This is a genomic window from Streptomyces sp. NPDC014734 (genome assembly GCF_043083325.1).
Lineage (GTDB): Bacteria > Actinomycetota > Actinomycetes > Streptomycetales > Streptomycetaceae > Streptomyces.
The window spans coordinates 1-13,726 of the sequence record NZ_JBIBYN010000022.1 but is presented as its reverse complement, the minus strand read 5'-3'; the positions used below and the strand labels follow the sequence as shown (position 1 = coordinate 13,726).

Annotated in this window: 10 protein-coding genes and 1 riboswitch; of the genes, 1 reads left to right on the top strand and 9 read right to left on the bottom strand. The window is 73.5% G+C overall.

What is annotated here, in order from left to right; genetic code table 11:
• Positions 1–2: 2 nt before the first annotated feature.
• The 8 genes from ACF1CT_RS28800 to ACF1CT_RS28765 all read right to left on the bottom strand — a co-directional run bounded on the left by ACF1CT_RS28800 (position 3) and on the right by ACF1CT_RS28765 (position 11,689).
• Entirely contained in the window at positions 3–1,091 is a 1,089-nt protein-coding gene (locus tag ACF1CT_RS28800) for a hypothetical protein (RefSeq protein WP_391786899.1), read from the bottom strand.
• 10 nt (positions 1,092–1,101) lie between these two features.
• Positions 1,102–3,729 (bottom strand): hypothetical protein, encoded by a 2,628-nt coding sequence (locus tag ACF1CT_RS28795; protein WP_391786898.1) that lies wholly within the window; start codon positions 3,727–3,729, stop codon positions 1,102–1,104.
• 28 nt (positions 3,730–3,757) lie between these two features.
• Positions 3,758–5,332, bottom strand: coding sequence for an Hsp70 family protein (locus ACF1CT_RS28790; RefSeq protein ID WP_391786897.1), 1,575 nt, complete (start codon positions 5,330–5,332; stop codon positions 3,758–3,760).
• A gap of 105 nt (positions 5,333–5,437) precedes the next feature.
• Entirely contained in the window at positions 5,438–5,932 is a 495-nt protein-coding gene (gene grpE, locus ACF1CT_RS28785) for a nucleotide exchange factor GrpE (protein WP_391786896.1), read from the bottom strand.
• Positions 5,933–6,087: 155 nt separating this feature from the next.
• A complete protein-coding gene (locus tag ACF1CT_RS28780) occupies positions 6,088–6,738 on the bottom strand; it encodes a thymidine kinase (protein WP_391786895.1) in 651 nt (216 codons plus the stop codon).
• 67 nt (positions 6,739–6,805) lie between these two features.
• The gene (locus ACF1CT_RS28775; protein ID WP_391786894.1) at positions 6,806–7,993 is read right to left on the bottom strand and encodes an alkaline phosphatase family protein; all 1,188 of its coding nucleotides are present in this window, start codon (positions 7,991–7,993) and stop codon (positions 6,806–6,808) included.
• The gene (locus ACF1CT_RS28770; protein WP_391786893.1) at positions 7,993–8,589 is read right to left on the bottom strand and encodes a DUF5998 family protein; all 597 of its coding nucleotides are present in this window, start codon (positions 8,587–8,589) and stop codon (positions 7,993–7,995) included. The genes ACF1CT_RS28775 and ACF1CT_RS28770 overlap by 1 nt, the downstream gene beginning before the upstream one ends.
• A gap of 142 nt (positions 8,590–8,731) precedes the next feature.
• Positions 8,732–11,689, bottom strand: coding sequence for a GNAT family N-acetyltransferase (locus ACF1CT_RS28765; protein WP_391786892.1), 2,958 nt, complete (start codon positions 11,687–11,689; stop codon positions 8,732–8,734).
• A gap of 172 nt (positions 11,690–11,861) precedes the next feature.
• On the opposite strand from ACF1CT_RS28765, the gene ACF1CT_RS28760 reads away from it, so the two are divergent.
• Positions 11,862–12,143, top strand: a complete 282-nt coding sequence (locus ACF1CT_RS28760; RefSeq protein ID WP_391786891.1) for an HPr family phosphocarrier protein — start codon at positions 11,862–11,864, stop codon at positions 12,141–12,143.
• 334 nt (positions 12,144–12,477) lie between these two features.
• Here the strand turns inward: ACF1CT_RS28760 and ACF1CT_RS28755 are convergent, their stop codons facing one another.
• Positions 12,478–13,290: a M23 family metallopeptidase gene (locus ACF1CT_RS28755; RefSeq protein WP_391786890.1), complete on the bottom strand. Its 813-nt coding sequence runs from the start codon at positions 13,288–13,290 to the stop codon at positions 12,478–12,480.
• Between the two features lie 13 nt (positions 13,291–13,303).
• Positions 13,304–13,469: riboswitch (cyclic di-AMP (ydaO/yuaA leader) on the bottom strand.
• Positions 13,470–13,726: the final 257 nt, after the last annotated feature.

The window sequence follows — 13,726 nt, the reverse complement described above, 5'->3', positions numbered from 1 at the left end:
TGTCACCGCCGTCCCCGGTCGAGGGCGCCGAAGCGGTGCAGCAGCCACATCAGGGGGTCCTCCACCCGGTGCGGGCGTACCAGGCCGCCGAGTCCGAGGCCGCCGCCCCGCCGGGGCCCGGCGCCGAGCGTGGACAGCGCGAACAGCTGGTAGTCGGTGCAGAACTGGCTCAGTCGCGCGTCGAGTTGGTGCTCCTGCCAGCGTCGCAGGAGGGCGCGCAGTTCGGCGTGGACGGCGGCCCGGTCGTCGGTGTCGAAGACGGGGCCGGGACGGCGGGTGCGGTGCAGCGGGGAGTTGTCCGGCAGGTGCGCCCACAGGAGGTCGGCCTTGGTGAGGACGACCGCGACCGGCACGGTCACCTTCCCGCCGCCGCCCAGGTGGCCCAGCACCCGGGCGAGTACGTCGCCCGACCGGCCCGGCACCCCGTCGCCGTCCCGCACCGGTGCGCCGGGCAGGTCCTGCGGATCGACAAGGACGACGACGGCGTCGGCCGCGGCGAAGTAGCGCGTCTGGGTCTCCATGCGGTCGCGCGAGGCGAAGTGCTCACCCGCGGTGTCGAGGAAGACCAGGGTCAGCACCCGCCTGCGGACACGTCCGAAACGGCCCCGCCGGGTGCGGCTGAGGCGGTGCACGAGGGGGCGGCCGATGTCGTGCTCGGCGGTCTTGGGGACGGTGTGCTGCTCCTCGTAGAGATGCCGCTCGTACCGTTCGTGGTAGTCCGACATCGTGTCGTCGTCACAGGGGAGCAGCGCGGCGTCGAGTTCGGCGCCGAGGCGGTGCAGGAGTTCGTGCACGAGGACACCGATGTAGGTGCTCTTGCCGGAGCTGACCGGTCCGGCGAGCGCCACCAGCTTTCCGGGAGCGCGCAGATAGCCCTCCGGCAACCGGGCCGTGCAGGCGGTGCAGCGCAGCCGGGTGGTGGTGCGGCCGCACGTGCCGCACACCGCCGAACCTGCCCGTGGGTCGGCCGAGGCGAGGCCCCGGTTCTCGGCGCAGGCGGCGCCGCTCGCGCAGACGTACGCGATCTGTGCGCGGGAGATGCGCCGGAAGCAGTGCGGGCACACCCAGGTACGGCGCCACGGAAATCTCACGTCCACTCCCCTAGGTGACTTCGAGCGTGTGCTGCGGCGGATCGCACAGGACGAGCGCCGCGCCGACGGCGAAGCAGCGCAGCCGGCCGCCCGGACCGCGGGCCAGGCGCGCCGACAGCCTCACGTCCCGCCCGGGGCCGAGCGTCACGTCGGAGACCTCCGCGAGGACGTGCCCGTCGGTGGGCTCCAGCGGCCGGAGGGGCCCCGGGGAGCGCACGAGCAGCAGCCGCTCGGCCCGTACCGTGACGCGCGCCGTGAACACGGCGGTGACCGTGCGCCGTCCGGGCAGGCCGTGCCGCTCCAGCCGGTAGTCGACCTCGGCGCGCGGCGGCAGTGCCGCCGTGCTCGGCGGACCGTACGCGGGCAGTCCGCCGAGCACGGCGATCGGCCGCACCTCGACCTCCACCCCGGCGCCGCCCTCGACCGGCAGCCGGACACCCGCCCCGTGCCGGTAGGCGGCGCGGGTGACGGTGTGCCGCCGTTCGCCCGCCTCGCCGGGCGTCCGCCAGGTGATCTCGGCCTCGTCGCCGCCGTCCGGCGGCCAGTCGAAGGCGACGGCCACGCCCGTGCCGACGTGGCGGGTGAGCGTGGGGGTGCCGAGCGCGGGCACGGCGGCCGCGGCGTGTGCTCCGGTGACGGCGTGTTCCCCGGCGACCGTGACCGCGAGGACCAGGGTGGGCCGGCCCGGCGGTGCGAACCGCAGCCCTTCCGGGGCGGGTCGCGTCACGATCGGACGTCCGGGGAGTTCCGCCGCGCTCAGCCGGGTGCCGGGCGGCCACGGGGGCGCGTCGTCGAAGCCGTACAGACGCACCTCACCGCCGGGTGGCGGGTCGAGGCGCGCCAGGAGGTCACCGTCCACGAGGCGGATGTCCAGGCCGGTGACCGGTTCGGGCGGTGCGAGTGGCGTGGCCGCGCGCCGGACGCCCCGCGTGCGCACGGGCAGTCCGTCGTCGGTGCGGTAGACGACGCGGACGCGGTAGCCGTAGGTCGTGCCGTTGACGAGCCCGCCGTCCGTGAAGCCGTCGCGGCGGGCGTCGACCCGCACCTCCTCGTCGTCGGGGCCGGTGCGGACGACCTCGATGGACCGGGCACGGTCCGGGCACGTCCAGTCGGCGCCGATCAGCCGGTCCCCGGGGCGCAGGTGGAACCCGGTGACCTCGGGCCAGTGCACGACGGGCCCGCCCACCACGAGCGGCGAGGGCGCACTGCCGGGTTCGGCGGACCGGCGCACGGCGACCGCGTAGTACAGCGGGACGCAGGCCGGGGGCGAGCCGTCCACGTACGAGGTGGCACGCGGCGACGTCAGCGGCAGCACCGTGCCGTCGTCCGCGTCGCGCGGCGGGCGCCGTTCGGTGCGCAGCAGCACGCACTCGGGCTCGCCCGTCGTGGACGGCGAGGGCCGCCACCGGACGACGACGTCCGCGCCGTCCCCGGCCGCGGTGAGGCCGGACACCGGGTGCACCGCGAGGCCGCGCCGCACGGCGTCGGTCCCCGGAAGGTCACGGACTGTCGCCTCCGCCTGTTCCAGCAGGTCCCAGGCCCGGTCCGCCTCGGCCGCCGGCAGTCGGCGCGCGGCGTCCACGAGACCGTGCGCCTCGGCGACCCTCCCGCGCGCGTGCTCGGCCAGGGCGCGCCCGTCCCCGGTGAGCGAGCCCCGCGGCAACCGGTCCGCCACGGCCACCGCCTCGGCGAGCCGCCCGTCCGCGGCCAGTCGGCGCAGCCGCTCCGACAGCGGGTCGCCGGCGGCCTCGTGCAGCACCGCGAACACCAGTCGCCGCGCGTCGTCGGCGGCGACGGACAGTTCCCCCACCGCGTGGGCGAGGAGTGTGGCCGGGGTCGCGCGGGCGGCGTACCGCGTCCGCAGCGGCACCGCCAGTTCATGGAGCAGGATCCGGGTCAGGCCCTCCGGGCCCTGTTCGGTCAGCACGCCGCGGACGGCGGCGGTCACGGCCTGCGCCGCGGTGTGGGCGGCGCCGTGCGGCAGCCGTCCCCAGCGGCGTGCCGCCGCCTCGACGCCCGACGGGTCGACCGGGGGCGCGCCGAAGACGTGTACGGGCCGCTCGGTCCGCCCGCCGGGCGTGTCGGTCGCGAGGAAGTCGCCGAGGTGCCGCAGCCCCAGCACCTCCAGGTGACCGGCGCACCGCGCGTACGCGGGGTGCGGCAGCGACCGGGGCAGCGGGTCGGGTTCGGTGACACGCAGTCCGAGGACGGGCAGCAGGTCCCGTACCCGGTCCTCGCGGACCCGGTGGGCGGTGGCGATCTCCGCGACCGTGCTCTCGGCGAGGAGGCCGAGCCCGCCGGTGGCCTCCTCCAGGGCCGCGCGCAGCCCGGCCCGTTCGGATTCGGTGCGTCGGCCGTGCTCCGCGAGGGCGGCCCGCAGTCGCGCCGGGTCCCCGGCGGCGGCCGTGTCCAGCAGCGGCCGGTGGATGAGGTACCCGGCCTCCAACTGCTCGATGACGGAGCGGTACTTGAGCCGCGACCGGTTGCGGCGCCAGCAGGCGCGGACCGCGGCGACCGCCTCGGCCACCGCGGGTCCGGTGAGGCGCTGCGGCAGTTGGTAGCGCGTGCGCAGGTCCTCGGTCACGGGCAGTCCGGCGTCGAGCACCTCGCGCCGGTAGCGCATCTCGTCGAAGACCACGGCTCTGTTCCCCCCGTTCCGCCCGCGATCAGCCGATCCGCTGACGGCTCATCGCGACTCGCGCCTCGTCGACCGCCTCCTGGGACAGACCTCCGATCTGGAGGGAGATCTCGATCTGCTCGCCGGTCTCCCGCTCGGTGGCGACGACGGTGAGGAGTCCGGAGGTGTCGAGCGTGAACGTGCACTGGACGGGCCAGCGCGCGGGTTTGCCGGGTGGGATGTCCAACGTGCCCTGCGCCACCTCGGTGTTGTGCTCCGGTTCCTCCGACTCCACGGCGCCCGCCTGTTCCATCACCTGGATCCGGACCTTCCGCTGACCGGCGCGGAGCGTGTAGAAGTCGTCGGTCACCGACACGGGCAGGGCGTCGTTGGCGTGCACGAGGTGGGTGATGTACTCCCGTCCGGTGTCGATGTCCATGACCTGGATGCCGTAGCCGCGCGAGGCGACGGTGGAGATGTCGTACGGCCGGTGGGCGAGGCCGGTCTCCGGCAGGTCCGGCGCCCGGTCGGTGGGGAACTCGCCGTCGGGGAGGATGTACGTGGCCCGGTCGAGGGCGTACTGCGCGGCGCCGCGGGCCACCGCGAGGTCGGGGTTGTGCAGCCTGGGTTCGAAGCCGAACTGGGTGCGCAGGGCGGCGGCGACGGCGGGCATCTTGGTCGCGCCGCCGACGAGCAGCACGTCGTCGAAGGACGACACGCCCCGCTCGGCGGCGAGTTCGACGGTGCGGCGGGTGATGTCGACGGAGCGGTCGAGCAGGTCCCGGGTAAGTTCCTCGATCAGCCCCCGGGTCAGCTCCACCGGTTCGACCCTGCCCTGGTGCATGACGCGGACGGTGTAGCGCTCGCGGAAGGACAGCGCCTTCTTCGCCTCCTCGGCGTCCTTGCGCAGCTGCGTCTCGGACTGGAGATCGGACAGCGGGTCCTCGACGTCCGGGAAGCGCTCGCGGAACCGCTCCACCAGGTGCACGACGATGCGGTCGTCGAAGTCGCTGCCGCCCAGCTCCTTCGCGCCGTCCGTGCACAGCACGGTCAGCTCGCGCCCGCGCAGGGTGAGCACGGTGGTGTCGAAGGTGCCGCCGCCGAGGTCGTAGACCAGGATGGTCCGGTCGCCGTGTCCCTCGTCCCCTTCCAGGGCCCCGTAGTCGAGCGCGGCGGCGATGGGTTCGGCGACGACGTCGAGGACGTGCAGTCCGGCGATCTCGCCGGCCTTGCGGGTGGCGTCCCGCTCGGCGAGCCCGAAGTAGGCGGGCACGCTGATCACCACGTCGCGCGGCTTGTCGCCGCAGGCGGTCTCCGCGTCCTCGACGAGTTTGCGCAGGATACGAGCGGAGATCTCCTCGGGGGTGTAGGTGCGGCCGTGGAACTCGCGCGGCACCACGTCGCCCATGTCCCGCTTGATGAGCTGCACGACGTGCTCGGGGTCGAGGACGGTGGCGTCCTTGGCGCTCTGCCCCACGACGACGCTGTCGGCGCTCTCGAAGTAGACGACGGAGGGGGTGGTGTCCGCCCCTTCCAGGTTGCGCAGCACGGCCGGTCTGCCGACGTCGTCGATCCGCGCGACGCACGAGTAGGTGGTCCCCAGGTCAATGCCGTACACGGCCATACGGTCTCCCGCCGTAGGGACGGCCGCATCGCGCCCGTCCCGTCCGTTGTCCCGCCGGTTGTCCTTGCCAGTCATGCCGATCGGCCCCATCGGGGACGACGGCGCTCACGGGGCGTCCGGTTCCCACCGGGAAACCACGACGTCGGCCTTGCGGACGACCCGCTCCCCCTGGACGAAACCGGCGGCGACGACGCGCGCCACCGTCCGGTCCGCCTCGGGCCCCTCGGCGGCGGCGCGGCCCACCGGGCGCTGCGACGCCATGTCGAACGCCGAGCCGGGCCGGGGGACGTACCGCTGCACGCCGGTCCTGGCCACGGTGTCCGCCGTCTCGTCGGCCAGCGCGTTCAGCAGCTCCCGCAGCTCGTCGACGCCGAGCGGGCCGGTGACGTGTTCGGCCTGGCGCAGGATCTGGTCGTGGAGCCGGATCAGGGAGTGGCGCACGAGATCGAGCGCCACCTCGACCTCGCCCCGGCGCAGCCGTTCGACCTCGTCGTGCAGCCTGGTGACGATCTCCTCACGGCGCTCGGCGAGCTGCTGCTGGCGAGCGAGCGCTGCGGTGAACTCGCCTGCGAGTGCGCAGAGTTCGACGGATTCCGACACGTCGCTCACAGTAGCCCAACGGGGCTCGGCACGTCAGCGGAACGTGCCGGGCCGGGCCGCCGGGCCGGGCCACCGTGCTCGACACACGGGTGGTGACACGGGCACGGAGCGCGATGGGCCCGCGGGAACTCGCGGCCGACGGAACGAACCGGTCGTCAGTCGGAGGTCACCGGCAGGACGTCGGGGGACAGCGCGCCCGCGCGGGCGGCGGGCGCCGTCATCCGGCGGAGGTGGTGGCGGCGGCACAGGACCTCGTAACCGGTCTCCCCCACCGGACGGCTGACGTCGCCGACGACCACCTGGGCGCCCTCGACCACCATCTCCCCGCCCACCGTGCGCGCGTTGTGCGTGGCCCGGGCTCCGCACCAGCACAGGGCCTCCACCTGGAGGATCTCGATCCGGTCGGCCAGCTCGATCAGCCGCTGGGAGCCGGGGAAGAGCTTGGTGCGGAAGTCCGTGGTGATACCGAAGGCGAAGACGTCGAGACCGAGGTCGTCCACGACCCGCGCGAGCTGGTCGATCTGCTCCGGCGAGAGGAACTGCGCCTCGTCGACGATCACGTAGTCGGCCTTGCCCCCCTTGGACAGCCGGTCGACCAAGTACCCGTACATGTCCATGCCCTCGGTGGCCTCGACAGCCGCCGTGACCAGGCCCAGCCGCGAGGACAGCTTCCCCTCGCCCGCCCGGTCGTCCCGGGTGAAGATGACGCCCTGGAGCCCGCGGGCCGAGCGGTTGTGCCCGATCTGGAGCGCCAGAGTGCTCTTCCCGCAATCCATAGTTCCGGAGAAGAAAACCAATTCGGACATCAGGAACTGAGAACCTTTCGGGCACTGCGGAGCGGTCACGGGGCCGGACGGTGGTGCGAGAACGCGGCTACGAGCGTACTTCGAGCAGCGGGACGTACTGCTCGACGGGGGTCATCGAGCCGTGCATGCCGACCATCTCGGACTCGTGCGGCTCGTTGACCGACGCGGTGATCACCACGTCGGCGTGGGCCGCCGCGACGACGTCGCCGATCCTGCCGTGGACGCGTTCGTCGATCTTCGGGCCGAACCATCCGGCCTCGATCACCTCGTCACGGCTCGCCACCCAGAACTCCTCGCCGAGCACGTCCCGCCAGACGGCGAGGACGTCGTTCTCCGCCCCCGGAACGGCGTACACGTGCCGGGCCCTGCCCTCGCCACCGAGCAGCGCGACACCCGCGCGCAGCTCCCAGTCCTCGTCGAAGTCGATCCGGGACCGCTCGTCGAAGGGGATGTCGATCATGCCGTGGTCGGCGGTGATGTACAGCGCCGAACGGGCCGGGAGCTGCTCCGCCAGGCGCCGGGCCAGACCGTCCACGTACATGAGCTGTCCGCGCCACGCGTCGGAGTCGATGCCGAAGCGGTGCCCCTTGGCGTCGACCTCGCTGTAATACGTGTACACGAGCGAGCGGTCGCCCGCCGCCAGCCGTTCGGCGGCGACGTCCATCCGTTCCTCGCCGGACAGCCGGCCGAGGAACGATCCACCGCTCAGCGCGACCTGGGTGAGCGGCGTCCGCTCGAAGGCGGGGGCGGACACCTGGGCGGTGGCCACGCCCGCGGCGTCGGCGAGCGCGAAGACCGTGGGGTGCGGCTGCCACTCCCCGGGCGGCGTCCAGGGATACCAGCGGAGCTGGTTCATCAGCTCGCCGGTGCCGGGATCGCGCACGGTGTAGCCGGGCAGTCCGTGCTCCCCCGGCGGAAGTCCGGTGCCGACCGAGGCCAGCGAGGTCGCAGTGGTGGCCGGGAAGCCCGCCGTGATCGGACGGCCGGTGCCGCCGCGCGAGGTGGGGAGCAGCGCGTGCAGGAACGGCGCCTCGTCGGGGTGGGCCCGGATCTGCTCCCAGCCCAGGCCGTCGATCAGGAACACGCAGTTCCGGTCGGCCGGGGTGAGCTCGGGGATCGTCGCGGTGAAGCCGGGCACGCCCTGCCCCGCGACGAGGGTCGGCAGCAGATCTGCCAGCGAGCCGACGCCGTACTCGGGAACGGGAGCGGTGCGGACGTCGAGCGGAACGGGGTCCTGCCAAATCGGCTGGGCCATCAGCGGCCGGTCGCGGGCGTCGCGGCGGTGGCCTCGGAGAGCGACTGGGCGAAGGCGAGGGTCTGGCGCACGGTGTCCGGGCCGTCGCCGGCCTCGCTGACCCGCAGGCTCAGGTCGTCGGCGGTGGAGTTGCCGGTGTAGCCGTGGTCGGCCTCGCAGTTGGGATCGCCGCAGGCGGCCGGCTCCAGGTCGATGCGGGAGACCGCGCCCCAGCCGATGGTGAGGACGACCTCGCGGGGCAGTGTGCCCGGAACGTATTTCTCCGGGTTCGCCACCACCCGGCTGACCACGACCGACGAGATCCGGTCGAGCTTGACCGACTCGGTGGAGGTGGTGGCGTACGGCGTCGGGGAGCTGGTGTCCGCGTTCTGCTCGTCGGTGTGGCTGACGATGAACCGGGTGTCCGTGAGGACCAGGACCGTGACGTGGCGGCGCACCTCGTTGGAGTCGAAGGTGGTCTCCTGGTGGACCAGGTACGAAGCGACCGGCTCACCGCCCACGGCGGCCTCCACCGCCTCGGCCACGAGGGCCGGGTAGTAGCCACTGCGCTCGATCGCCGCGCGCAGCCCCTGGGTCGTCGTACCGGTCTTTGCCATGAGCACCATCCTACGGGGGGCGGATGGCTGCCGGGGACGTCGTGGACCGGCCGGGGCGGCACGGGACCCCGGCCCCGCGGGAACGGCGCCGACGGGCGGGCGGCGCGCGTTCCGGCCGGCGGTTCGGGCGGTTTCGGTGGTTTCAGTAGTTCGGGAGGCGGCGGGGCCCGAGGTCGGTGCGGGGCGGGGGCGGCGAGAGACGGACGCTCGCCCCGAGGACGGTGAGCCCGTGGGGGGCCACCACGACCGGCTCCAGGGCGACGGAGACCACCTCGGGATGGTCGTCGACCAGCCGGGAGACCCGGAGCAGCAGCTCCTCCAGGGCCGCGGTGTCCACCGGCGCCGCACCGCGCCAGCCGAACAGCACCGGAGCCGCGCGGATGGACCGGATCAGCTCGGCGGCGTCACGGTCGGTGGCCGGAACCAGACGGTGGGCGGTGTCACCGAGGAGTTCGGAGGGCGCGCCGGCGAGCCCGAAGGAGAGGACGGCGCCCGCCGCCGGGTCGATCGCCGCCCGTACGACGGTGTCGACACCGCGCGGGGCCATGGCCTGGACGACGGGCTGGAGTTCGGCGGGGCCGCCGAGCAGGTCCGTCAGTTCTCCGTAGGCGCGCCGCAGCGCGCCCTCTCCCGCGAGGTCGAGTCGTACACCGCCGAGATCGGCCCGGTGGCGCAGGTGGGGCGCGGTGGTCTTGAGCGCCACCGGATAGCCGAGCCGGGCCGCGGCGGCGACGGCCGCCTCGGGGTCGGGGGCGGGCAGCGTCGGCCGTACCGCGATGCCGTAGCGGCCCAGGAGTTCGCACGCCTCGTCGTGGGTGAGCGGCCTGCCGCGCGGATCGGGGGCGGGGCCGAGGAAGGCGTCGATCAGCTCGGCGGCCCCGGCTTCGTCGGTGGTGTCGTCGAGGAACTCGGGCACCTTGCCGGGCACCGCGGCCTGCCGGCGCCATTGCGCGTAGCGCACCGCCTCGGCCAGGGCCCGCACCGCTCGCTCGGCGGCCGGGTAGGCGGGGATCCGTCTGCCGCCGGTACCCGGTCCGGACGTGTCCGGGGCATCCGTGCCCGAACCGACGCCGGTGGCACGGCCGGGGGGTGCGGAGGTCCCCGCCGGACCGGGGAGGGGGCCTTCGCCGTCGGACACGGTCTCCGTGGGCGAGGGGTCCGTTCCCGAGGCCACCGCCTCCGCCGGCTCCACGGCCGAGGACCGCCTCGGCGTGCGCGGCTGCGCGACCGTGCCGGTGGCCGCGGCGAGAGCGTCCGCCAGGCCGCCGATCTCCACGTGGACGACGGCCACCGGCTTGGCGGGGCCCGTGGCCACGGCCGCGCGCAGCGCGGTGGCCAGCACCTCTCCGTCGCCGGTCTCCGCCTCCCCGTCCTCGCCCACCCACGGGATCGCCGTGACGATCACCGAGTCGCAGCCCTCGTCGGCGAGGGCCGCGGCCAGGGCCTCCCGGAAGTCCTGCGGGGTGGCGGCGGTGGTGAGGTCGAGGGGCGGCCGTGGCCGCAGTCCCTGGGTCAGGCAGGCGTCGTACGTGAGCAGCCCGAGCGACTCGGAGTTGCCGAGGATCGCGACCGCGGGCCCTTCCGGAAGGGGCTGGTCCGCGAGGAGGAGGCCCACGTCGACCGTCTCCGTCACCGTGTCGACCCGGATCACGCCGGCCTGCCGCATGAGCGCGGAGACCGTCGCGTCCGGGATCCGGCTGACCGGGACGGCGTGGCCGGGCGGGGTGGAACCGCTGTGCCGGGCGCCCTTCACCACGACGACGGGCTTCACGGCCGCGGTGCGCCGGGCGAGCCGCATGAATTTGCGCGGGTTGCCGAACGATTCGAGGTACAGCAGGGCGACGTCGGTGTTCGGGTCCTCGTACCAGTACTGGAGGAAGTCGTTGCCCGAGATGTCGGCACGGTTGCCCGCGGAGATGAAGGTGGAGAGCCCGGCGCCCTGCCGGTAGAGCCGGGAGAGCAGGGCGATGCCGATCGCCCCGGACTGGGTGAACAGGCCGATCCGGCCGGACGCGGGCGGCTCCGGGGCGAGGGAGGCGTTCAGCCGGACGGCCTCGGCGTTGTTGATGACGCCGAAGGCGTTCGGGCCGATGATCCGCATGCCGTACGAGCGGGCCTGGCGGACCAGTTCGCGTTGCCGGTCCCTGCCCTCGGCCCCCCACTCGGCGTATCCGGCGGAGAGGACGACGAGGCCCTGGACGCCGTGCTCGCCGCAGTCGGCCACGGCCTCCGGGACCCGTTCGGCGGGGACGGCGACGACGGCGAGGTCCACCGGTTCGTCGATCTCGCCGACGGAACGGTGGGCGGGGACCCCGTCGATGGTGCCCTGGTCCGCGGCGAACGACCGGTTCACGGCATACGTACGACCGGTGAAACCTGCCCCGAGAACGTTGCGCAGGACCGTGCGGCCGACCCCGCCGGGCGTGCGGCCGACGCCGACGACGGCCACGGAGCCGGGAGCGAGCAGGCGTTGCACGGAGCGCGCCTCGGCCCGCTGTTCACGGCCGCGCTGGACGGCGAGGGACTCGGCGGTCGGTTCGAGGTCCAGGGTGAGGTGGACGGAACCGTCCTCGAAACTGCGCTGCTGGGTGTAGCCGGCGTCCCGGAACACCTTGATCATCTTGGTGTTGGCGGGCAGCACCTCGGCGGCGAATCGGCGGATTCCGCGTTCGCGGGCCACGGCCGCGATGTGTTCGAGGAGCGCCGAGGCGACTCCCCGGCCCTGATGCGCGTCCTGCACGAGAAAGGCGACCTCGGCCTCGTCCGCGGGCGCGGAGGCCGGCCTGCCGCGCCCGTCGATCCGGTCGTAGCGGACGGTCGCGATGAACTCGCCCCCGACGGTGACCGCGAGCCCCACCCGGTCGACGTAATCGTGATGGGTGAAGCGGTGCACATCCCGGTCCGACAGACGGGGATAGGGAGCGAAGAAACGGTAATACTTCGACTCGTCGGATACCTGTTCGTAGAAACTGACCAGCCGTTCGGCGTCGTCCGTGGTGATCGGCCTGATCCGGGCCGTCCCGCCGTCACGGAGGACCACGTCCGCCTCCCAGTGGTCGGGGTAGGCGTGGTGCGGACTGTGCTCCGGCGCGGGCTGCATGGGCCCAGCGTACGGCTCGGCCACCGGTCGCGTACGCCCTGGGGCCGGGGCAGTCTGGGGGGATCGAACAGCGCTGCCGCACTGGTCGCGGGCGTCCTGCGGGTCGGCCGGAGCACCGCGCACCCCGTGCGAGAATGGTCTAGACAACCGTTGATTCATGAAGGGCAGAACCATGGCTGAGCGCCGCGTCAACGTCGGTTGGGCCGAGGGCCTGCACGCCCGCCCCGCTTCCATATTCGTCCGTGCCGCCACGGCGTCCGGCGTCCCGGTGACGATTTCCAAGGCCGACGGCAACCCGGTGAACGCCGCCTCCATGCTCGCGGTGCTGGGGCTCGGCGCGCAGGGCGGCGAGGAGATCGTGCTCGCCTCCGAGGCGGACGACGCCGAGATCGCGCTGGACCGCCTGGCGAAGCTGGTCGCCGAGGGGCTCGACGAGCTCCCGGAGACCGTCTGAACCAATTCCCGCGCGAGAGCCGCGGTGCCGTGAAACGGCACCGCGGCTCTTCTGTTTTCCGAACCGCCCGCGGCGAGGACCGCCGCGGGCGAGGAGCTCGTGGTGCGGCGACGGCTCGAACGGTGACGGGCTCCTGGGGTGACGGGCTCCCGTGGGAGGAGGGGACTCGTGCGGTGACGGTCTCCTGCGCCCTCGGCGGAAGGCCTCCCCCGCCCGGGCGCGACGCGGCCCCCGGTGGACGGGGCGTCCGGCATGCCGAAGGCCCCGGCACGCGAGTCCTTCCGGTACGCGCCCGCCGGGGCCTTCTGGAACGGTGTCGTGCGTGGGGCCTCGCTCAGACGCTGACGCCGTGGGCGCGCAGGTATGCGACGGGGTTCATGTCGGAGCCGTAGGAGGGCGTGGTCCGGGCCTCGAAGTGGAGGTGGGGGCCCGTGGAGTTGCCGGTCGACCCGGAGAACCCGATCCGCTGGCCCGCGCCCACGCTCTGGCCGACGAAGACCCCGATCGACGAGAGGTGGCCGTACTGCGTGTACGTACCGTCCGTCATCCGGAGCACGATGTTGTTGCCGTACGCGCCGCCCCAGCCGGCCTCGACGACCGTCCCCGCGCCGACCGCGACGACCGAGCTGCCGGAAGCCGCGTGGAAGTCGATGCCCGAATGGCTGCCGGACGACCACAGCGAACCGCTGGACTTGTAGCCGGTCGTGACGTAGGAACCGGCGACCGGAAGCTGGAAGGAGCCCAGGCGGGTCCGCTCGGCGGAACGGGCGGCTCGCGCCTTCTCGGCACGCGCCTCGGCGGCACGCTTCGCCTCCGCCTCGGCCTTCGCCGCCTTCGCCCTGGCCGCGGCCCGCTTCTCGGCCTCGGCCTTCCGCAGGGCCTCCGCCTTCGCCGTGGCATCGGCCTGGCGCTGCTGCGCGTCGGCCTGGGCATCGATCCGGTCGGCGAGGACGCTCTCGATGACGATGACCTGGTTCAGACCGGTCTCGTCGGCGTCGGAGGCTCCGGTGTCCGCGGCGACTGCCGGGGAGGCGACGCCGCCGATGACGCCGCTGGTGGCCAGGGTCGCGATGCCGGCGATCTTCGCGCTGTTGCGCGTGAGCCGGCTCGGGGCACGGTGCTTCCCGGTGGCACGGGTGAACGCCATGAAGTGGCTGGTCCTTTCCTTCCTTCTCGCCTACCGGGTTAGCTGACGGGTTCGGAGCAGGAAGGTCTCCTACGGGCACCGCGGCCTCACCGAGGCCGGGCATCCGATTCACCCCAGGGACTGTGTGGGTCCCCGGCTCCCCAGGCTCACGCCCGACGGGGACTCGGCGATGGCTGCCCGGTACGTCGCGGTCGCGACATACGAGTGACGAACAGCCCGGTCGACGCTAAGGGGCGGAACTTTCGTTCTCCAAACGGACAAGCCGATTTGTAGCGCATGCCACAGGGGGGACGAGCAACCTCCGCGGCGGAGCGGCACACGAGGAAGACCCCGGCGAGACTTGGCGGGTTCTATTGATCCCCGCAACACCCTGTTGTTCAGGGAGTTGCGGGGATCGTGGATTTTGGAGACCTGAAGGCGAGGTTCTTCGAGGCGT